Annotated in this window: 22 protein-coding genes and 1 tRNA gene; 9 read left to right on the forward strand and 14 right to left on the reverse strand. The window is 67.9% G+C overall.

The genetic code is table 11. The features are described 5' to 3' along the window. Positions 1-11 precede the first annotated feature (11 nt). The 3 genes from ACFE71_RS02255 to serB form a co-directional block, all read right to left on the reverse strand. Positions 12-539, reverse strand: coding sequence for a hypothetical protein (locus tag ACFE71_RS02255; protein ID WP_375427188.1), 528 nt, complete (start codon positions 537-539; stop codon positions 12-14). Positions 540-544: 5 nt separating this feature from the next. Further along, entirely contained in the window at positions 545-1,249 is a 705-nt protein-coding gene (locus ACFE71_RS02260; protein WP_375427189.1) for an AAA family ATPase, read from the reverse strand. Positions 1,250-1,461: 212 nt separating this feature from the next. Further along, the gene (serB, locus tag ACFE71_RS02265; protein ID WP_375427190.1) at positions 1,462-2,343 is read right to left on the reverse strand and encodes a phosphoserine phosphatase SerB; all 882 of its coding nucleotides are present in this window, start codon (positions 2,341-2,343) and stop codon (positions 1,462-1,464) included. On the opposite strand from serB, the gene miaA reads away from it, so the two are divergent. The 5 genes from miaA to ACFE71_RS02290 all read left to right on the forward strand — a co-directional run bounded on the left by miaA (position 2,342) and on the right by ACFE71_RS02290 (position 7,735). Further along, on the forward strand, positions 2,342-3,280 hold the full coding sequence (miaA, locus tag ACFE71_RS02270) for a tRNA (adenosine(37)-N6)-dimethylallyltransferase MiaA (RefSeq protein ID WP_375427235.1): 939 nt from the start codon (positions 2,342-2,344) through the stop codon (positions 3,278-3,280). The two genes, serB and miaA, sit on opposite strands and share 2 nt — an antisense overlap. 64 nt (positions 3,281-3,344) lie before the next feature. Then, the gene (ilvB, locus tag ACFE71_RS02275; RefSeq protein ID WP_375427191.1) at positions 3,345-5,102 is read left to right on the forward strand and encodes a biosynthetic-type acetolactate synthase large subunit; all 1,758 of its coding nucleotides are present in this window, start codon (positions 3,345-3,347) and stop codon (positions 5,100-5,102) included. Positions 5,103-5,107: 5 nt separating this feature from the next. Next, positions 5,108-5,617, forward strand: a complete 510-nt coding sequence (gene ilvN / locus ACFE71_RS02280; protein WP_375427236.1) for an acetolactate synthase small subunit — start codon at positions 5,108-5,110, stop codon at positions 5,615-5,617. 164 nt (positions 5,618-5,781) lie between these two features. Further along, positions 5,782-6,831 (forward strand): ketol-acid reductoisomerase, encoded by a 1,050-nt coding sequence (ilvC, locus tag ACFE71_RS02285; RefSeq protein ID WP_375427192.1) that lies wholly within the window; start codon positions 5,782-5,784, stop codon positions 6,829-6,831. 307 nt (positions 6,832-7,138) lie between these two features. Next, positions 7,139-7,735, forward strand: coding sequence for a YceI family protein (locus ACFE71_RS02290; RefSeq protein WP_375427193.1), 597 nt, complete (start codon positions 7,139-7,141; stop codon positions 7,733-7,735). A 9-nt stretch (positions 7,736-7,744) separates the two neighbouring features. Here ACFE71_RS02290 and ACFE71_RS02295 read toward each other — a convergent pair whose 3' ends face one another. The 4 genes from ACFE71_RS02295 to folE form a co-directional block, all read right to left on the reverse strand. Further along, the gene (locus tag ACFE71_RS02295) at positions 7,745-8,146 is read right to left on the reverse strand and encodes a BLUF domain-containing protein (RefSeq protein WP_375427194.1); all 402 of its coding nucleotides are present in this window, start codon (positions 8,144-8,146) and stop codon (positions 7,745-7,747) included. Positions 8,147-8,223: 77 nt separating this feature from the next. Continuing rightward, positions 8,224-8,631, reverse strand: a complete 408-nt coding sequence (locus ACFE71_RS02300) for a dihydroneopterin aldolase (protein WP_375427195.1) — start codon at positions 8,629-8,631, stop codon at positions 8,224-8,226. Beyond that, positions 8,624-9,382, reverse strand: coding sequence for an SDR family oxidoreductase (locus ACFE71_RS02305; protein WP_375427196.1), 759 nt, complete (start codon positions 9,380-9,382; stop codon positions 8,624-8,626). Before ACFE71_RS02305 ends, ACFE71_RS02300 begins: the two co-directional genes overlap by 8 nt. Before the next feature lie 4 nt (positions 9,383-9,386). Further along, complete coding sequence (gene folE / locus ACFE71_RS02310; RefSeq protein WP_375427197.1) at positions 9,387-9,971, reverse strand: GTP cyclohydrolase I FolE; 585 nt, start codon at positions 9,969-9,971, stop codon at positions 9,387-9,389. 243 nt (positions 9,972-10,214) lie between these two features. On the opposite strand from folE, the gene ACFE71_RS02315 reads away from it, so the two are divergent. From ACFE71_RS02315 to ACFE71_RS02325, 3 genes are all read left to right on the forward strand, one after another. Next, positions 10,215-13,169 (forward strand): TonB-dependent receptor, encoded by a 2,955-nt coding sequence (locus ACFE71_RS02315; RefSeq protein ID WP_375427237.1) that lies wholly within the window; start codon positions 10,215-10,217, stop codon positions 13,167-13,169. A gap of 79 nt (positions 13,170-13,248) precedes the next feature. After that, complete coding sequence (locus ACFE71_RS02320; RefSeq protein ID WP_375427198.1) at positions 13,249-13,455, forward strand: DUF2945 domain-containing protein; 207 nt, start codon at positions 13,249-13,251, stop codon at positions 13,453-13,455. 45 nt (positions 13,456-13,500) lie between these two features. Further along, entirely contained in the window at positions 13,501-13,806 is a 306-nt protein-coding gene (locus tag ACFE71_RS02325; protein ID WP_375427199.1) for an SWIB/MDM2 domain-containing protein, read from the forward strand. A gap of 35 nt (positions 13,807-13,841) precedes the next feature. Here the strand turns inward: ACFE71_RS02325 and ACFE71_RS02330 are convergent. The 5 genes from ACFE71_RS02330 to ACFE71_RS02350 all read right to left on the reverse strand — a co-directional run bounded on the left by ACFE71_RS02330 (position 13,842) and on the right by ACFE71_RS02350 (position 16,209). Next, positions 13,842-13,918 (reverse strand) — tRNA-Arg (locus ACFE71_RS02330). A gap of 45 nt (positions 13,919-13,963) precedes the next feature. After that, positions 13,964-14,392 carry a DUF1178 family protein gene (locus ACFE71_RS02335; protein WP_375427200.1) on the reverse strand — a complete coding sequence of 143 codons (429 nt, stop codon included), beginning with the start codon at positions 14,390-14,392 and terminating at the stop codon, positions 13,964-13,966. Next, a complete protein-coding gene (locus ACFE71_RS02340) occupies positions 14,389-15,213 on the reverse strand; it encodes a carbon-nitrogen hydrolase family protein (RefSeq protein WP_375427201.1) in 825 nt (274 codons plus the stop codon). The genes ACFE71_RS02335 and ACFE71_RS02340 overlap by 4 nt, the downstream gene beginning before the upstream one ends. Beyond that, positions 15,213-15,467: a glutaredoxin 3 gene (grxC, locus tag ACFE71_RS02345; protein WP_375427202.1), complete on the reverse strand. Its 255-nt coding sequence runs from the start codon at positions 15,465-15,467 to the stop codon at positions 15,213-15,215. Before grxC ends, ACFE71_RS02340 begins: the two co-directional genes overlap by 1 nt. Positions 15,468-15,498: 31 nt before the next feature. Continuing rightward, positions 15,499-16,209 carry a ComF family protein gene (locus tag ACFE71_RS02350; protein ID WP_375427203.1) on the reverse strand — a complete coding sequence of 237 codons (711 nt, stop codon included), beginning with the start codon at positions 16,207-16,209 and terminating at the stop codon, positions 15,499-15,501. A 71-nt stretch (positions 16,210-16,280) separates the two neighbouring features. Here ACFE71_RS02350 and ACFE71_RS02355 point away from each other — a divergent pair, with 71 nt between their 5' ends. Next, complete coding sequence (locus tag ACFE71_RS02355; protein WP_375427204.1) at positions 16,281-17,126, forward strand: class I SAM-dependent methyltransferase; 846 nt, start codon at positions 16,281-16,283, stop codon at positions 17,124-17,126. On the opposite strand, the gene ACFE71_RS02360 is transcribed toward ACFE71_RS02355, so the two are convergent. Beyond that, on the reverse strand, positions 17,123-17,515 hold the full coding sequence (locus tag ACFE71_RS02360) for a response regulator (RefSeq protein ID WP_375427205.1): 393 nt from the start codon (positions 17,513-17,515) through the stop codon (positions 17,123-17,125). The two genes, ACFE71_RS02355 and ACFE71_RS02360, sit on opposite strands and share 4 nt — an antisense overlap. A gap of 63 nt (positions 17,516-17,578) precedes the next feature. Next, positions 17,579-19,063, reverse strand: a complete 1,485-nt coding sequence (locus ACFE71_RS02365; protein ID WP_375427238.1) for a sensor histidine kinase — start codon at positions 19,061-19,063, stop codon at positions 17,579-17,581. Between the last annotated feature and the right edge of the window lie 54 nt (positions 19,064-19,117).

A 19,117-nucleotide genomic window follows, 5' to 3' on the forward strand; every position in this document is an offset into this window, starting at 1 on the left:
GGCGGCTCCGATCACTTCCGGGTTTTGGGAGCGGGCAGCTGCGCGATCAGCGTGTCCACCTCCGGGCTGGCGTCGATCAGCCGGTCGAGCGCCTCGGCGACGATCGCCTGCGCCGACCGGTTGCCGATCGCGCTGGCGATGCGCAGCCGCAAATGGCGGTCGGCGTCCAGCCGCAGCGTGAACGCGGCCTTGCCCGCCTTGGTCTGCTTGGCCGAGTCGCGGCCGATCCGCGTCGCGGTCGCCAGCGAGATCGGCTTGGGGCCCTCAGCCCGCGCGACCGGCTCCGCTTCGACCGCCTCGATCCTCTCGGCCAACGCCCCGCGCATCGCCAGCACCGGCGGCATGGGCACGGGCGCGGGCGCGGGCTTGGGCGGCTCGGGCTCGGACGGGTGCCCCATGTCATTCCAGCCGAGATCGTCGGCGGTCACCCCACCCGCCGAAAAACCGCCATAACCCTGCCGCCGCATGGCAGGCGAGGCCTGGCCCTTGCGCGCGAGCAGCTGCGACGACAGGCTCGCCAGCGGTTTGACGCCGAACATCGCGCTCACCCCGCCACCCGCCGGCCGAACCCGCCCGCGCCCGGACGCGGCGAGACGGCCGTCGGCACCGCGAACACCGTGCGGCGGAAATTCTTTTCCAGCCTGTCGGCGACATAGTTCCACAGCGCGGCGACCTCGGCGGCCGACTTGCCCTTGGGATCGGTCTCCATCACGGTGCGCCCGTCGATCATCGACGCGGCGAAATCGGTGCGTTGATGGACCGTGATCGGCGCGACCGTCCCGTGCTGGGACAGCGCCACTGCAGCCTCCGACGTGATCCGCGCCTTGGGGGTCGCGGCGTTCACCACGAAGACCAGCGGCTTGCCCGCTCGGTCGCACAGATCGACCGTCGCGCCCACCGCGCGCAGATCGTGCGGGCTGGGGCGCGTCGGCACCACGATCAGCTCGGCGACCTGGATCACGCTCTGGATCGCCATGGTGATGGCGGGCGGCGTGTCGATCATCGCCAGCTTGAAGCCCTGCTGGCGCAGCGACTCCAGGTCGGCCGCCAGCCTTGCCACCGTGGTCTGCGCGAAGGCGGGCAGCTCCGCCTCGCGCTCGTTCCACCAGTCGGCCAGGCTTCCTTGCGGGTCGATGTCGATCAGGACGACGGGGCCGTGGCCCGCCAGTTGCGCCTGCACGGCCAAGTGCCCGGACAAGGTCGTCTTGCCCGAACCGCCTTTTTGCGACGCCATCGCGAGAACGCGCATGGTTCCTCCTAACTCCCCCGGTTCGAGACACGGCCTGCCACGCCGGTCGATAAGAAAGGGTGAAGGCCGGCGATACGGAGCGTTCGGACCGCGACCGCCGGACGGGGCTTCACCGCCGCGTGATGGTCGGACACCATCCGCGATCGGGTTCCGGCGGGCATCGACGCGGAAACTCGCCGCCTGATAGGCGCATCTCAGCGGACCACAGAGCCTTAGCCCGACACCCACGCCGCCTGCGCCAAGCCTTGCGCATACAGCAGCGCGCTCAGGTCGGCATGTTCGATCCTGGCCCCCGCCGCCGCCGCGACCACCGGCTTGGCGCGGTACGCCACGCCCAACCCCGCCGCCCGGATCATCGGCAGGTCGTTCGCGCCGTCGCCGACGGCCAGGCACGCATCCATGCCCACGCCCGCCGCCGTCGCCGCTCGGCGAAGCTCGCGCTCCTTGGTCGCTGCGCCGACGATCGGCCGCGCCACGCGCCCCGTCAGCCGCCCGTCGGCCACCTCCAACACGTTCGCGACCGCGCGGGTGAAGCCGATCGCCGCCGCCACCGGGTCGGCGAAGCGCGTGAAGCCGCCCGACACCAGCACGCATGTCGCGCCCCGCGCGCGCATCGTTCGCACCAGCACCTCCGCGCCCGGCGTGATCCGCACCCGCTCCGCCAGGCACCGCTCGATCACATCCTCACCCAACCCCGCCAGCAGCGCCACGCGCGCGTCCAGCGCCGCCTCGAAATCCAGCTCGCCGCGCATCGCCGCTTCCGTGATCGCGGCGATCTCGGGCTTGATCCCGGCATAGTCGGCCAGTTCGTCAATGCATTCGACGGTGATCATCGTCGAGTCCATGTCGGCGACGAGCACGCGCTTCGTCCGTGTCGCGACCGGCTGCACCACCACGTCCACTCGCGCGAACGCCGCCTCCAGCGCCGCCCGCGCCGCGTCCGGGGCTGTTTCGAAGAACAGGTCCACCGCGACCCCCTCCTCGATCCAGCTTCCGGCAGAGGGCGCGCACGCCGCCGCGCGCAGCCGATCGAGCCCCGCCGAAATATCGCCCGCCGCCAGCCGGTCGGCTGCTATCAGCGTCGCCGTGAACATTGATCGTCCTTTCCCCCGACTGCCGCCGATCGTCGTGATCGCAGGCCCGACGGCGAGCGGCAAGTCCACCGCCGCCGTCGCGCTCGCCGAGGCGACCGGCGGGGTCGTGATCAACGCCGATTCCGCCCAGGTCTACCGCGACCTCCGCATCCTCTCCGCCCGCCCCTCGCCCCAGGACGAGGCGCGCGCCCCACACCGGTTGTTCGGGTATCTGGACGGCGCGGAGGCCTGCTCCGCCGCGCGCTGGGCCGCCGACGCGCGCGCCGCCGTGGCGCAGGCGACCGCGACGGGCGCGCTCCCCATCCTTGTCGGCGGCACCGGCCTATATCTGCGGACGCTGTTGGACGGCATCGCCCCCGTCCCCGCGATCGACCCGGGCATCCGCGCCGAAGTCCGATCGTTGCCCGTCGCGGACGCGTATCGGCTCCTCGCCCAAGCCGATCCGGAAGCCGCCGCCCGCCTTGCTCCCGCCGACACCACCCGCGTCGCCCGCGCGCTGGAGGTCGTCCGCGCCACCGGCCGTCCGCTCGCCGCATGGCAGGCCGAGCGCCGGGGCGGGATCGCCGACGCGTACCACGTGGTGGGTTGCGTCATTCTTCCCGACCGCGACGCGCTCGCCATCGCCGCCGACGCCCGCCTGGCCATCATGTTCGACACGGGCGCGGTCGAGGAGGTGGAGGCCCTGCGCGCGCGCGCGCTTCCCGCCGACCGCCCGATCCTGCGCGCGATCGGTGTCTCGCCTGTTTCCGCCCATGTCTCAGGCGCTTGTACCCGGGCCGAAGCACTTGCCCGTGCCCAACTGGACACACGCCGTTACGCCAAGCGCCAGGGCACCTGGTTCCGCAACCAGTCGCCCGCCAATTGGACGCGCCTCGCCGACGCTGGCGAGGCTTCCAAGCATCTTATAACAAAGTTGCGTGAAACCGGGTTGACGTGAATAGTTGTTACATTTAGGCGCGCTCACATATGTATGGTTCTTCAGGATCGACGGATATGCGACCATGACCGAACGTAGCGGAGCCGACATCCTGGTCCAGGCGCTGGCCGACCTCGGGGTCGAGTTCATCTTCGGCTATCCCGGCGGCGCGGTGCTGCCGATCTACGACGCGCTGTTCCATCACAACGCCGCCGGCGGCCGGATCCGCCACATCCTCGTCCGCCACGAACAGGCCGCGACCCATGCCGCCGAGGGCTATGCCCGCTCGACCGGCAAGCCCGGCGTCGTGCTCGTGACCAGCGGCCCCGGCGCGACCAACGCGGTCACGGGCATCACCGACGCGCTGATGGATTCGATCCCGATGGTCGTCGTCACCGGCCAGGTGCCCACCTCGCTGATCGGCACCGACGCCTTCCAGGAGGCGGACACGGTCGGCATCACCCGTCACTGCACCAAGCACAACTACCTGGTGAAGGATCCCGCGCGCCTGGGCGACGTCATCCACGAGGCGTTCCACATCGCCACCACCGGCCGCCCCGGCCCCGTCGTCATCGACATCCCCAAGGACGTCCAGGTCGCGACCGCGCGCTACACCAGGCCTGGTCCGATCCGCCACAAGACCTACCGCCCGCAGTTGAAGGCCCCTCGCGCCGATGTCGAGGCCGCGGTCGAGATGCTCGCGGCGGCCGAGCGCCCGGTATTCTATACCGGCGGCGGCGTCATCAACGCCGGCCCCGGCGCATCGCAACTCCTGCGCGAGCTCCAGCGCCTGTCGGGCGCGCCCGTCACCTCGACGCTGATGGGCCTGGGTGCGTTCCCGGCCAGCCACGACGCTTGGCTCGGCATGCTCGGCATGCACGGGACCGTCGAGGCGAACATGGCGATGAACAAGGCCGATCTGCTCGTCGCGGTCGGCAGCCGCTTCGACGACCGCGTCACCGGCCGCCTCGACGCCTTCAGCCCGACCAGCCGCAAGATCCACATCGACATCGACCGGTCGAGCGTGAACAAGAACGTCCGCGTCGACCTGGCCGTCATCGGCGACGCGGGCCACGTGCTCGAGGACATGGTCCATCTCTGGAAGTCGCGGCAGACGCCCAAGCCCGAGCTGTCCGACTGGTGGCGGCGCATCGCCGGCTGGCGCGCGGGCAACTGCCTGGATTTCGACGAGACGGGGGACGCGATTATGCCGCAGCGCGCCGTCCAGGCGCTCCACGCGGCCACCGCGCATCGCCAGCCGATCATCACCACCGAGGTCGGCCAGCACCAGATGTGGGCCGCCCAGCATTTCGGCTTCGAGCTTCCCAACAAGTGGCTGACCTCGGGCGGGCTCGGCACGATGGGCTACGGCCTCCCGGCCGCGATCGGCGCGCAGCTCGGCGACCGGGGCGCGCTCGTCATCGACATAGCGGGCGAGGCGTCGATCCAGATGAACATCCAGGAACTGGCGACCGCGACGCAGTACCGCCTGCCCGTCAAGGTGTTCATCCTCAACAACGAATATATGGGCATGGTCCGCCAGTGGCAGGAGCTCAATTACGGATCCCGCTACGCCGAGAGCTACAGCGACAGCCTTCCCGACTTCGTCAGGCTCGCCGAAGCGTATGGCTGGAAAGGCATCCGCATCGAGCATCGCGCAGACCTCGAGGACGGGATCACCGCGATGCTGGACCATGACGGTCCCGTCATGGTCGACTGCCGCGTCTCCAAGCTCGCCAACTGCTTCCCCATGATCCCCTCGGGCGCGGCGCACGACGAGATGATCCTGTGGGCGAACGAGGTCTCCGGCGAGATGACCGACGAAGCGCGAGCACTGGTCTAGTGTTGATGCGTACGGAGGTGGCCGAACGCCACACCCTATCCATCCTCGTCGACAACGAACCCGGCATCCTCGCCCGCATCGCCGGGCTGTTCACCGCGCGCGGCTACAACATCGAGTCGCTCACTGTCTCCGACGTTTCCGCCGACCATGCGGTCAGCCGCATCACGATCGTCACCGCCGCGAGCGCGACGACGATGGAGCAGATCCTGGCGCAGCTCGACCGCCTCGTTCCCGTCCATTCCGTCACCGACCTGACCACGCTCGGTCCGCACGTCGAACGCGAACTCGCGCTGGTGAAGGTGGCGGGCGTCGGCGAGCACCGGATCGAGGCGCTCCGCCTAGGCGAGGTCTACCGCGCGCGCGTCGTCGACGCGACCACCTCGTCCTTCATCTTCGAGCTGACGGGCGGCCGCGACAAGATCGACAGTTTCGTCGCGCTTATGGGCGAGATCGGCCTGGTCGAGATCGCCCGGACCGGCATCGCCGCCATCGCACGGGGACGGGAAGCCGTCTAACACCCCTCTCCCACCGGGAGAGGGAGGGGCCCGCCGCGAAGCGGTGGGAGGGTGAGGGTGATGCCCTTTCGGCCCCGATCACCCTCACCAACTCCGACTAGGCGGCACGCCGCCAAGTCTTCGTATCCTCTCCCCGAGGGAGAGGGGTAAAAGGAAGAACACTAATGCGCGTATATCACGACCAGGACGCCGACCGAAGCCTGCTGGCCGCCAAGAAGATTGCCGTCGTCGGCTACGGCTCCCAGGGTCACGCTCACGCCCAGAACCTACGCGACTCGGGCGTCGGCGAGGTCGCGGTCGCGCTCCGCCCCGGCTCCGCCACCGCCGCCAAGGCGGAAGGAGCGGGCTTCACCGTCATGACTAACGCGGAGGCCGCCGCCTGGGCCGACATCGTCATGATCCTGGCCCCCGACGAGCACCAAGCCGCGATCTACGCCGACGACCTCGCCGCCGCCATGAAGCCCGGCGCGGCGCTCGCCTTCGCGCACGGCCTTAACATCCATTTCGGCCTGATCGAACCGCGCCCCGACCTTGACGTCATCATGATCGCACCCAAGGGCCCCGGCCACACCGTCCGCGCCGAATACGCCGCCGGTCGCGGCGTCCCGTGCCTGATCGCGGTCGCCCAGGAAGGGTCGGGGGAGGGCTCGGGCGGCGGGCGCGGCAACGGCTACGCCCAGGCGCTGGCGATCGCCTATGCGTCGGCGATCGGCGGCGGCCGCTCGGGCATTATCGAGACGACCTTCCGCGAGGAATGCGAGACCGACCTGTTCGGCGAGCAGGCGGTGCTGTGCGGCGGCCTCACCCATCTGATTCAGGCCGGCTTCGAGACGCTGACCGAGGCGGGCTACGCGCCGGAAATGGCCTATTTCGAATGCCTCCATGAGGTGAAGCTGATCGTCGACCTCCTCTATGAGGGCGGGATCGCCAACATGCGCTATTCGATCTCGAACACCGCCGAGTACGGCGACATCACGACAGGCCCGCGCATCATCACCGACGAGACCAAGCGCGAGATGAAGCGTGTTCTGGCCGACATCCAGGGCGGTCGTTTCGTCTCCAAGTTCGTGAACGACACCCGCGCCGGCAGCCCCGAACTCAAGGCCGCGCGCAAGCAGGCGGCGGCGCACCCGATCGAGAAGGTCGGCGCCGAACTCCGCGCGATGATGCCTTGGATCGGCGCGAACAAACTTGTCGACCGCGAGCGGAATTAGCGCGCTTGCCCCTTGAACGTCACCCCGGCGAAGGCTGGGATCTCGCTGTTTGGAGGGAGCCCACCCCGGCGAAAGATCCCAGTCTTCGCTGGAATGACGAGGTGAGGGAGAGCAACAAAATGTTTCCCGATTCGCCCTGTCCTACAACCCTCGGCTCGTGCAACGTGTCGCGATGTCCGCCGGGCCCTATGACTCGCTTAACCGTTCGACCCTCGATCGCGATCGGCTCGTCGTGAAAAACACCGAATACGCGTTACCTTCGTTACCTTCGGCCTAACCGACAGCCGTCCGACTCGGAGATCATCCCATGCGCCGTCTCGTTCCCGTCCTCGCATTCCTTCTCGCCGTCCCGGCCATCGCGCAGGTGCCCGGCCGCGCCGACCCGCGCCTCGTCACCGCGGGTACTTACGCCGTCGACACCGCGCACACGCAGGTGACGTGGTCGGTGAACCATCTCGGCTTCTCGATGCTCCAGGGCCAGTTCGGCGCGTCGGGCGGCAGCGCGGTGATCGACCCCGCGCGCCCCGCCGCGACCCGTATCGACGTGACCTTCGCGACCGACCAGCTCTCCGTCACCAGCGCCGCCTTCGCCGGCCACCTGAAAAGCCCCGACTTCTTCGACACCGCCAAGCATCCGACCGCGCGTTTCGTGTCGCGGACCGTCGCGTTGCGCGGGGGCGGTGGCACGATCACCGGCGACCTGACGATCAAGGGGATCACCAAGCCCGTAACGCTCGCCGCCAGCTTCGTCGGCGCGGGCGTGAACCCGCGCAGCAAGAAGACCAATGTCGGCTTCCGGGCCACGGGGACTATCAACCGCAGCGACTTCGGCCTCGGCATGGCCGCGCCCGCCGTGTCCGACCGGGTCGACCTCCAGATCAACGCCGCGTTCGAGGCCGTGTGACGGGGCGGCCTAAGCCGCCTTCCGCCGGACCTCGGCGAAGCTGGTGAAGGTGGCCTGCACCATCGGCGACGCGTCGGCCACCAACGCGGCCACGCGCTCCAGCATCGCGCTCTCCCCTTCCAGCGCGGTGCGGCTCGCCATCGCCCATCGCCCGAACTCGCGCGTCGCCACTTCGCGTCGCGAGAGCACGACGATGCCCGAATGCCGCGGATCGGCATGGATGCGCTCGAACGCGGTCGTCACCGCCGCTTCCTCGCCCTCGAGCGCCTGCAAGAATCGCACCCCGTCGAAGAACAACAGGCCCGATATCCCGTCCCGCCCGTTATTGCGCCTGGACGCTCCCAGGATCCGCTGTAGGTCCGACGCCGTAACGGGGCCGCGTGCGGTGCTGATATAGACGAGTTGAAGCATGGCGGGTCTTCCGTTCCGTACCGCCGCTCAATGCCCCGCCAATCCTGAAAAACGCGTAAAACGTCGAATGATCTCGATCAAGGTTCCCGCTCGACAGCCCCGCCTGGCGCCGAGCGCGGTCGGTCGTCTCCAAGGCGCGTCACCTCGCACCCGACGCTCGCGTCCGGATACACGTCCGGCTTGGTCGATCGCACCTTCACCTCGACCACCCGCCCGTCGCTCAGGCATAGGGCGGCGACCGCGTCGCACAGCGTCTCCTGCAGCGCGAAGACGCGGGTCCGCGCCATCGCATGCACGCCTTCGCGCACGAAATCATAATCGAGCACCTCCTCGATCCGGTCGTTCGCCACGGCCCGCGGGTAGGCCACCGTCATCCACACCGACAGCCGCACCCGCTGCGGCCCCGCCAGTTCATGCGGATGGATCCCCAGCCGGATCGGCACCTCCAGCCCGTCGAGCAGCGTGACGTAGCGAACCTCAACCACCGACCTTTTCCCGATCCTCGAACATCACGTCGCCCCCGCGCGGTAGGAAGCGCTGCCCGCAATCCACGAACAGGTTCTGCCCCGTCACCCCGCGCGCCTCCAGCAGGAAGGCGACCGCGTCGGCGACTGCGCCCGCGCCGACCGGCCGGCGCAGCAGGTTCTTGACCGATGCCGCCGCGAACTCGCCCGCGCTCTGGTCGCCGCTCGGCAGCGTCAGTCCCGGCGACACCGCGTTCACGCGCACGGCGGGCCCGAGCGCCTGCGCCAGCATTCGCGTCGCTCCCTCCAGCGCCAACTTGCCGCTGGTGTAGGAGAAGAAGTCGGGATTGAGGTTGGCGACCTTCTGGTCGAGCAGGTTCACCACCGCCCCTTCGCCCAGATCCGCCTGCCCGGCCAGTTCGCAGGCGAGCCGCACCGGCGCGGCGTAGTTCACCCGGGCGAGTCGACCCAGCATCTCGCCCGACACGTCCGGCGGCCGGTCGTATTCGAACAACGACGCGCTGTTGACGAGCGCGTGGATCGCCCCTCCGACCGCCTGGCGCGCGTCTTCGATCACGCCGCCCACCGCCTCGTCGTCGGCTAGGTCGGCCGCGACCGAGACGCCGCCCAACTCGGCCGCCATCGCATGGGCCTCGTCGCCCGATCGGTGATGATGGACCACGACCCGCCAGCCGCCCGCGGCCAGGCGCCGCGCGATCCGCGCGCCCAGCCGCTTGGCGCCACCGGTGACCAGGACGGCTCGCGCATCCACCCGGTCAGCAGCCCATCAACGCCAGGACCTCGCGCCGCGATCGCATATCCTCCTTGAACACGCCCATCATCCGGCTGGTCGTCATGGTCACCCCCGGCGTCCGCACCCCGCGCGCGGTCATGCAGGCGTGACTCGCCTCGATCACGACGGCGACGCCGAGCGGTCTTAGATTGTCCCAGATGCAATCGGCGACCTCCGCCGTCAGCCGCTCCTGCACCTGCAACCGCCGGGCATAACCGTGAAGCACGCGCGCGAGCTTCGAGATGCCGACCACATGGTCGCGCGGCAGGTACGCGATATGCGCCCGCCCGATGATCGGTGCCATATGATGCTCGCAATGCGACTGGAACGGGATGTCGCGCAGCAGCACGATCTCGTCATAGCCGCCCACCTCCTCGAACACGCGCGCGAGATGGAAAGCCGGGTCGTCGCCGTACCCCGCGCAATATTCCGTCCACGCCTTGGCCACGCGACGCGGCGTGTCCAGCAGGCCCTCCCGGTCCGGATCGTCGCCCGTCCACCGGATCAGCGTGCGGATCGCGTCCATCACCTCCGCCGGCACGATCGGCGTCGGTTCCAGGCCGGTCATATCCTTTTCCGCCGCATCTTTTTCACCCCCGACCATCGCCCGTTTCCCTCCCAGCCCGTTCGACATCGCATTCGGTCCGGGAATGCAACTGTTTCATTACGGCAACAATGCCCGCACCCGTTCACCGGGCCATACCCGAATACGTTGACGCGCGCTCTTTCAGGACGCTACCTTCCATACCGAGAACACGAACAGGCGTAACCGACAACAGATCGGGTGCCGTCTCAGGAGGGGATGCCAGTGATCAAGACTTCGCACCTGCTCGCCGCGTCGGTGCTGGCGATGGCCGCCGCCTCGCCCGCATCCGGTCAAACGGTCGAGTCGGCGGAAGCCGTTGGACAGGCGACGACTGCGGACGAGACAACGCAGCTACCGACCGGTCCCAGCGCCGGAGCCGCCGGAGACGTCATCGTCACCGCCCAACGCCAATCCCAACGGCTGCAGGACGTGCCGATCGCGGTGTCGGCCTTTTCGGGAGCGGCACTCGCGGCGCAACAGATCAACAACGCCAACGACCTGCAGCTGACGCTTCCCAACGTCCAATTCACCAAGACCAATTTCACCTCGTCCAGCTTCACGATCCGCGGCATCGGCGACCTGTGCACCGGCTTTGCCTGCGACCAGGCGACGGCGATCCACCTTAATGACGAGCCCCTGTTCAACACGCGCATATTCGAGACCGAATATTTCGATATCGAGCGGATCGAGGTGCTGCGCGGTCCGCAAGGGACGCTATTCGGCCGCAACGCGACGGCCGGCGTCGTCAACCTGGTCACCGCCAAGCCCGACCTCACCCGCTTCGCGGCGTCCGGCGAGGCCGAGTACGGCAATTTCGACTCGTACAAGCTCCGCGGCATGATAAACGTGCCGATCGGCGACACGATCGGCGTTCGTCTGGCAGGCTATTATCTCAACCGCGACGGTTACACGTTCAACCAATTCAACGACAGCCGCATCGACGGGCGCAAGCTATATAACCTACGTGGCACGCTCCGCTTCGAGCCCAGCGCTGACACCACCATCGACTTGATCGGCTCGTACTTCCGCGAAAAGGACGACCGTACCCGCATCCAGAAACATCTGTGCCAAAGCGATCCCACAGGCGTCATGGCCTGCCTGTCGGGACGGCTCGACTTCGGCGTCACCAACGGTAACGGCAACTTCACCGGCGGCCTGAACAGCCGGGAGTTCTTCCGCATTCAGGGCATTCCGGAAGCCTTCGCGCTGACCAGCCTGTACGGGCCCAACCTTCTATCCGGTTACGTCAATCCCGCCGACGTCCGCGTCGTGAACACCGACTTTGATCCCACCTATTTCGCCGAGGAATATCAGGCGCAGGTCAAGTTGCGCCAACGGATCGGCAAATTCGACCTGTCGCTGTCGGGCACCTACCAGAACGTCACGGTCGACGCGCGACAGAACTATTTCGGCGCGATCCAGAACCGCGCGCTGATCCAGCCCGCCCTCGATACGCTTGCCGCCGCCGCGGCCGGCCTCATCCCCGGACTGCCGGCCGCCTACTTCCGGCCGGTGGCCAACGCGCTCATTCCGAACGGTCCCGCCGGCGTGCTCTGCACGTCGGAGCCGGAGCGCACGAACACGGGCGTCTATGGCGGCCATAGCGTCTGCGCCGACACACCCCTGCAATTCGATCGCTCGTCGCAGAAGAACGAGGCGTTTTCGGTCGAGGGCATCGTAACGAGCGACTTCGACGGATCGTTCGACTTCCTGCTGGGCGGCATCTACGCCCAGAACACGGTTCGCGACGGGGACTATTACGTCAATACGTTCGGCATCGATTACCTGTCGGGCATCCTGGGCGCGTTCACCGCGTTGGGGGCCGGATTGCCACCTGCGTATCTCGGCTCGCCCTTCAGCCACAGCAACAACGACTTATTCCGTTTAAGTTCCTATGGGATCTTCGGCGAGGGCTACCTCAGGTTCAATGACGAGCTGAAAGTGACGCTCGGGCTCCGGTACAATCACGACCAGAAGACGGTTCGCGCGCGGAACACGATCGCGAGCTTCCTGGTCCCGCACGGCGCCGCCGACGCCTTCGACTCGCCCTATGTCGCGACGGGCTTCGACGCCGATCCCGGCACGCTCGGCAACCAGATCTTCCAAGACCGACGGACGACCTTCAGCGAGTTCACGGGCCGCGCCGTCATCGACTATCAGGTGACGCCCGACAATCTGCTATATGCGTCATACTCGCGAGGCTACAAATCGGGCGGTATCAATCCGCCGTTATCGCCGGTTTTCGAGGTGGCCGAGAATTTTGAGCCCGAGTTCATCAACGCTTTCGAGATCGGATCCAAGAACACCTTCGGCGCGCTGACGCTCAACCTTACCGCCTTCTACTATCAGTATAAGGCCTTGCAACTTAGCCGTCTCGTCGCCCGCACCTCGGTCAACGATAACATCGACGCGGACATTTACGGCGTCGAAGCGGAGGCGGTAATACGTCCTGCTCGCAACTTTCAAGTCAATTTGGGCGCGAGCTACCTTCATACCAAGGTCACGTCGAACAAGCTGCTGGCCAATCCGCGCGATCCGTCGGGCGGCCGGGCGGACGCGGTGATCATCAAGGACATCACCAACGGCGCGAATTGCGCCGTCCGATCCAACACGGGCAGTGCCGCGGCGGCCAACGGCTTCGTCGGGGCGGTCAACGCGGCGCTCGGGTTGCGCCCACCGACGGCCTTTCCGGCCGACTCGGGTCTGACGGCGAACGGAGCGTTCAGCCTTTGCTCGGTGCTGACCGCGCAATCCGCGACACCAGCGGCGGCGGCGCTCGGAGGGATAACCGTCGATAGCGGGGGCGTGCTGGTCAACATCCGGGGCAACGAGATACCCCAGGCACCGGTGTACAAATTTTCGGCCGGGGCTCAATACACCGCCGATCTGAGCGGCGGCTACCGTCTCGTTCCGCGGGTCGACCTCGCCTATACGGCGGAATTCACGTCCAACATCTTCAATTTGCCGATCGACCGGGTGGAGGGCTATGTGCAGGTCAACGCTCAAATCCAGTTGACCGCGCCCGAGGATCGCTTCTTCCTGCGCGGCTTCGTCCAGAATGTCACAAACGACAGCTCGATCACCGGGCAGCAAGTGACCGACGCCGCGAGCGGACTATTCACCAACATCTTCACGCTGGAGCCGCGCCGTTACGGGGTCGCCGCGGGCTTCAAGTTCTGACCGTCCGATCCATGGAGGTTGCGCTGGTGCAACCTATCCCCGGGTTCACGCGATTGGTTCCGGCGATCAGGAGGCTGGAATGAGCAAGGAACTGAACAAGGGCGACAAGGTCGAATGGAGTTCGCACGGCGGCACCGCGCATGGCGAGGTCGAGAAAAAGCTGACGAGCGACACTAAGATCAAGAGCCACCAGGTACGCGCATCGAAGGACGAGCCGCAATATCTCGTCAAGAGTGACAAGGGCGGCGAAGCGGCGCACAAGCCCGACGCGCTCAAGAAGGCGTAACGTAATCGGCCGTCACCAGGCGGCGCTTAAAAGGGAGGAACGATCATGGTCACCGCCAAGCAGGAATCGGGTGCGAAGAAAGCGGCCGTCAAGCAGACCAAGGCAGGCACCGGCATCCACGCGCCGGTGCAGCCCTCGAAGGAGCTGGGCGAGATCGTCGGCGACGACGCGCTGCCGCGTAGCGAGGTGATCAGCAAGGTGTGGGAATACATCAAGAAGCATGACCTCCAGAACCCGGAGGACAAGCGCGAGATCCTGGCCGACGATAAGCTGAAGGTGATCTTCGGCAAGGATAAATGCACGATGTTCGAGATGAACAAGCACATCTCGGCGCACCTCAAGGCGGCTTGAATTCTGATGCGGGGCGCCGGTCGCGTAAGCGCTACTGGTGCCCCCGAGAGGACTCGAACCTCCGACCTGCGGTTTAGGAAACCGTCGCTCTATCCGGCTGAGCTACGGGGGCACTGAAGCACCCACCATCGTTAAGCCTGCGGCGTGGACCGGTCAATCAGTTGAGCGTCTCGGGCGGCGGCACCGGCAGCGGTAAAGGCGCGATCGGCACACCGTCGTCGGCCAGCGACCTTGCCTCCGCGACCGTCGCGTGACCGTGGATCGTGACATGATCCTCTTCGCCCGCACGCATCGCACGCGCGCGGGTCGCGAAGGATCGGCCGACCCATTCGGACTTCTCGAGCATCCTGGCCTGAGCGGCCGCGAGCGCGCGCAATACGTCCTTGGGGCCGGTCCGAGTCGGGTCCGCCGCGCGATTGCTCTTCGCGCCGACATTCGGCGCCATCGCGGCCTTCGTCACCTCCGCGCTGTCGCATAACGGGCAACGGACCTGCCCGGCCTTCGACTGCACGGCATAGGCCTCACCCGACGCGAACCACGCTTCGAACACGTGATCGCCACCGCATCGCAGGTCGAACACGATCACGAGGCGATCCCGACCGACGGGATCAAGCGCCGGTGTTCGTTGACGGGCAATCGCCCGCGTATTTCCGCCACCCGATCCGGATCGATATCGACCACGCCGAGCCCCGGCGCATCGCCCATGTCGAGCAGCACCTCGCCCCAGGGGTCCACGACGAGCGAACGCCCGAATGTCTCGCGCCCGTCCGCATGGACGCCCGTCTGCGCGGCTGCGATCACGAATGCGGCGCATTCGACCGCCCGCGCGCGCATCAGCAGGTGCCAGTGCGCCTCGCCCGTGGGGCGCGTGAAGGCCGACGGGATCGCGAGCAGCGTCGCCCCCGCGCCGCTCAACGCCTGATACAGCGCGGGAAAACGCAGATCGTAACAGATGGATAGCCCCAGCAATCCGGCCGGCGTCTCGACCGCGACCGCCTCCTCGCCTGGCGCATAGGCCGCCGACTCGCGCCACCGCTCGCCGGTCGGCAGGTCGACGTCGAACAGATGCAGCTTGTCGTACCGCGCGCGGACAACTCCCCGGTCGTCGATGACGAACCCGCGATTGGCGAGCCGGCCGTCCTCTCGCCGGACCGCCAGCGAACCCAGATGGACCCAGACGCGCTGCGTCGCCGCAGCCTCCCGCACCGCCGCCAGCACGGCGTCCTCCGCCTCGGAAGCGATCGCCCGCGCCGCCCGCTCCCGGTCGCGGTCGAGCAGTCCGGACATCTCGGGCGTGAACAGCATGGACGCACTGGACGTCCGCGCTTCACCGACCGCATCGATCAGCACGCGCGCATTGTCGGCGGGGTCGATCCCGCCCGTCATCTGCAGCAGCGCGAGGCGCATCAGCCGAGTAGGGGGTCGAGCCCGCCCTTGCGGTCGAGCGCGGCGAGATCGTCCGATCCGCCGACATGCCGCCCGTCGATGAAGACTTGCGGCACCGTCATGCCCCCGCCCGCGCGCTCGATCATCTCGGCGCGGCGCGGGCCGCCCATGGTGATGTCGTACTCCTCGGGCTCGACGCCCTTCGACGCGAGCAGCCGCATCGCGCGCGTGCAATAGGGGCAGAACGCCTTGGTGTAGATCTCGATATGAGCCATGCGGTTGAAATGTGGGCCTTCCTCCCGGTTGTCAATCGGCCACGTTCCAGTCCTCGTCGCCCAGCACGCGCGCCCAGCACAGGATGCTCACCGACGCCGCTCCGGCCCGCAGCAGCGCGGCCGTCGCCGCCTGCGCCGTCGCCCCGGTCGTATGAATATCGTCGACCAACCCGACCCGACGCCCCGCGACCCGCGCGCGATCGGGAGCCGCGAACGCCCCGCGCACCGCCCTGGCCCGCGCCGCTTGTCCCCGCCCGCGCATCGAGGGCGTCGCCCGTGTCCGCACCAGCGCGTGCGCATCGAGCGGCAGGGCCCTCACCCGCGCGAGCGCCGCGCCGATCACGACCGACTGGTTGAAGCCGCGCGACCACAACCGCCAGCGGTGGAGCGGCACCGGCACGAGCAGATCGACGTCGTCCGGCACGACCCGCCCCATATACCGCGCCATCGTCTCGCCGATCCCGACCCGCCGCCCGTATTTCAGGTTCAACGCCAACCGCCGCGACAGCTCGTCATAGGCGACAGCCGCGAACACGCCCGCATGGCGCGGCGGATCGGCGAGGCAGGCGGCGCACCGCGCGTCGGCGCCCCTGTCATACTCGAACGGCGCGCGGCACCCCGCGCACGAGGGCCTCCCGAGGAACCGCATCCCGCCCCAGCACGTCCCGCAGAACCGGTGATCGTCCTCCACGATTGTCCCGCATCCCGGACAACGCGGCGGCAACGCCAGCCGGCCGAGCATGTTCAACGATCGAAACGGTCCGGCCACACACCCCTTGTCGGTCGGCCGCCTCGCGGGCACAAGCCGGCGTGGTGACCGTTCCCGAAATCTTTGACCGCGCCGCGCGACGCCGTCGCCGCGACCGTATCGTGGGGGGCTATCCCGACCACGCCTTCCTGCGCGAGGCGATGGTCGATGGCCTGGCCGAACGCCTCGCCGGCGTCTCGCGCGAATTCACCGACATCCTCGATCTCGGTTGCTTCGATGCGGGTTTCGTCCCGCGCCCTGGCGCCAGGATCGCACGCTGCGACGCCGGGGCCGCCTTTGCCCGCGCGGCCGGCGGCGTCCAGGCGGACGAGGATCGCCTGCCCTTCTCCGACGAAAGCTTCGATCTGGTCGTCAGCGCAGGCGTTCTCGACCAGATCAACGACCTACCGGGTGCCCTCACGCTAATCCGCCGCGTGCTCCGCCCCGACGGCCTGTTCCTGGGGGCGTTCATTGGCGGATCGAGCCTTCCCAAGCTGCGCGCCGCGCTCCGCTCGGCGCAGGCGGATCGTCCGGCCGCCCGACTCCATCCCGCGATCGACCTCCGTTCGGCGGGCGATCTACTCGCGCGCGCCGGATTGACGCTGCCCGTCGCCGACGTCGAGACGCTCACCGTCCGCTATGCAGGCGTCGGCCGCCTGTTCGAGGATCTGCGCGGCATGGGCGCTTCCAACCTCTTGACCGGCCGCACGCCGATGACGCGCGGCGAGGTCGCGCGCGCCGCCGCCGCCTTCACCAAGGCCGCCGGTCCCGACGGCCGCACCGCCGAGCGGTTCGATCTGATTTTCCTCACCGCCTGGTCGCCCTCGCCGACGCAGCCCAGGCCCGCTGCACGCGGCAGCGGGCGCATGTCGCTCGCGACCGCCCTCGAACGGTTCGCGAAGCCCGACTAGACGATCAACCCGCCCGCGCCTGCGCGGGCGGCGAGGACGCGCCCCATCGCGGTAAATAACGGCTCCATCGCCACCGGCTTGAACAACACCTCGTCGGCACCCGCATCCAGACACCGCTCGCGCAGATCGTCCGCCATGTCGGCGGTCACCACGATGATCGGCGCGCGCGCGTTGTCGTCGTTCCGCCCGCGAATGTGCCCAATGGCCGTCATGCCGTCCATGCCCGGCATTCGCAGGTCGACGAGCAGGATGTCGAACTGCCGCTCGTCGAGGAGCATAAGTCCCTGTTCCGCGGTTTCGGCCTCAACCATCTCCGCGCCCGCCACGTCGAGCATGTCCTTGACGACGCGACGGTTCATACGGTCGTCCTCGATGAAGAGGACCTTCACCGCATGGTTCCACGCCGTAAGTTACCAAAATGTGTGATGCAGGTCATCATTAAGGTTATCGCCTCAAGCCGCCCGAGATACAAGCGGGAGCGCATGATGCTCATGGTCCGGCGCCGGAAACATCAGGAGGATCAGCTCGGACCCGGCGATCGGCTTGGCGATTACTCGGAACGACGACGGAAGTTCCGCCGAGTCGCCCGGCCTACGCAGCACCGTCACGCGTGCCCCGCACCTGTCCGCCGCGGCCGCCATCCGGTCGGCTCCGTCGCCGAGCGCGGCGTCGTCGACCAGCACCGCGCGCGGCGCATGCGCCTCAATCGCCGCGATCGCGTCGGTCGTCGATCCGACGAGCACGACTTGCCCGACGCGCGGCGCCAGCAGGCTGCCGAACATCGCGCGCATGATCGGATTGCAGTCGACGATCACCAGGACGTCGCTTCCGCTTGCCGTGTCGGCTGCGGGAACATGCTCGATGTGGTCGGTGACGGGCAGATCGAACGTGAAGATCGATCCCTGCCCCTGGGCGCTGGCGACGACCAGGTCGCCACCCATCGCCCGCGCCAGGTCGCGGCTGATCGACAGGCCCAGGCCCGTCCCGCCGAACCGCCGCGTCGTGCTGGCGTCGGCCTGGGAGAAGGACTCGAAGATCAGCTCCAGCTTGTCCGGCGCGATGCCCATCCCGCTGTCGCGCACGGAAATAGCGACCGCGTCGCCGCACCGAATCGCGCTAAGCCCGATCGCGCCCGCTTCGGTGAACTTGGCGGCATTTGACAGTAGATTACACACCACCTGCCGCACCCGCGCGGCGTCGCCCAGCACGCGCGCCGGCGGCAGGTCGATATCGACCGCAAACGCCACGCCCTTGGCGCGCACCTGATCCTCCCACAGCAGCGCGGCATCGTGCAGTACGCCCGCCAGATCGAACGGCTCCGATTCGAGCGACAAACGGCCCGTCTCGATCTTCGCGGCGTCGAGGATGTCGTCGACCAGCGCGCGCATGGTCTCGCCCGCCCCATGGACCAGGCGGATGCGGTCGCGCGCGGCATCGGGCAACGCGTCGTCGGTCAGCATCACCTCCGTCATGCCCAGGATGCTGTTAAGCGGCGTCCTGATCTCGTGGCTGGTCGTCGCCAGGAACTCGGTCCTGGCCGCCAACGCCTTGCCGAGCGCGCCGTTGGTGGCCTCCAGGTCGCCATTGGCCACGCGGACCGCGTCGCGGCTGCGACGGATGGTGAACAGTCCGAGCAGCAGCAACCCCAATACGATCGCCGCCGCCGCCGCCGCGCCCGCGAAGATCATCCGCTCCGTGCGTGCCTTGTCCTGCTCGAACGCGACGCTCCGCCGCAGCTCCTCCGCCTTGAGCCGCGCGATGCGGAGTTCCTGATTCGCGAAATCGAACCGCGCCCCCATCAACGCGGTGCTTGTCTGCGTCGCAAGCTTAGTCGATTCGTCGTCGAGCCGCTTCAACGCTTCCAGATGTCCGAGTGCCGCCTTAGTGTTCCCGACCGCGCGGTAGACGCGATACGCGGTCAGATGCCCTTCGCGCATCGGCATCGACGATTTGGTCAGGTCAACGCCAGCGAAACTTTGCTCGATTAATGC

Origin of the sequence: uncultured Sphingomonas sp., assembly GCF_964237155.1 — a bacterium.
Classification (GTDB): Bacteria; Pseudomonadota; Alphaproteobacteria; order Sphingomonadales; family Sphingomonadaceae; genus Sphingomonas.

Bases quoted from the DNA above. Each gene is read 5' to 3' on its own strand.
- ACFE71_RS02255 (WP_375427188.1), bottom strand. From the start codon at position 539: ATGTTCGGCGTCAAACCGCTGGCGAGCCTGTCGTCGCAGCTGCTCGCG.
- ACFE71_RS02260 (WP_375427189.1), bottom strand. From the start codon at position 1,249: ATGCGCGTTCTCGCGATGGCGTCGCAAAAAGGCGGTTCGGGCAAGACG.
- serB (WP_375427190.1), bottom strand. From the start codon at position 2,343: ATGTTCACGGCGACGCTGATAGCAGCCGACCGGCTGGCGGCGGGCGAT.
- ilvB (WP_375427191.1), top strand. From the start codon at position 3,345: ATGACCGAACGTAGCGGAGCCGACATCCTGGTCCAGGCGCTGGCCGAC.
- ilvN (WP_375427236.1), top strand. From the start codon at position 5,108: ATGCGTACGGAGGTGGCCGAACGCCACACCCTATCCATCCTCGTCGAC.
- ilvC (WP_375427192.1), top strand. From the start codon at position 5,782: ATGCGCGTATATCACGACCAGGACGCCGACCGAAGCCTGCTGGCCGCC.
- ACFE71_RS02290 (WP_375427193.1), top strand. From the start codon at position 7,139: ATGCGCCGTCTCGTTCCCGTCCTCGCATTCCTTCTCGCCGTCCCGGCC.
- ACFE71_RS02295 (WP_375427194.1), bottom strand. From the start codon at position 8,146: ATGCTTCAACTCGTCTATATCAGCACCGCACGCGGCCCCGTTACGGCG.
- folE (WP_375427197.1), bottom strand. From the start codon at position 9,971: ATGACCGGCCTGGAACCGACGCCGATCGTGCCGGCGGAGGTGATGGAC.
- ACFE71_RS02320 (WP_375427198.1), top strand. From the start codon at position 13,249: ATGAGCAAGGAACTGAACAAGGGCGACAAGGTCGAATGGAGTTCGCAC.
- ACFE71_RS02325 (WP_375427199.1), top strand. From the start codon at position 13,501: ATGGTCACCGCCAAGCAGGAATCGGGTGCGAAGAAAGCGGCCGTCAAG.
- ACFE71_RS02340 (WP_375427201.1), bottom strand. From the start codon at position 15,213: ATGCGCCTCGCGCTGCTGCAGATGACGGGCGGGATCGACCCCGCCGAC.
- grxC (WP_375427202.1), bottom strand. From the start codon at position 15,467: ATGGCTCATATCGAGATCTACACCAAGGCGTTCTGCCCCTATTGCACG.
- ACFE71_RS02350 (WP_375427203.1), bottom strand. From the start codon at position 16,209: ATGCTCGGCCGGCTGGCGTTGCCGCCGCGTTGTCCGGGATGCGGGACA.
- ACFE71_RS02365 (WP_375427238.1), bottom strand. From the start codon at position 19,063: ATGCGCGAAGGGCATCTGACCGCGTATCGCGTCTACCGCGCGGTCGGG.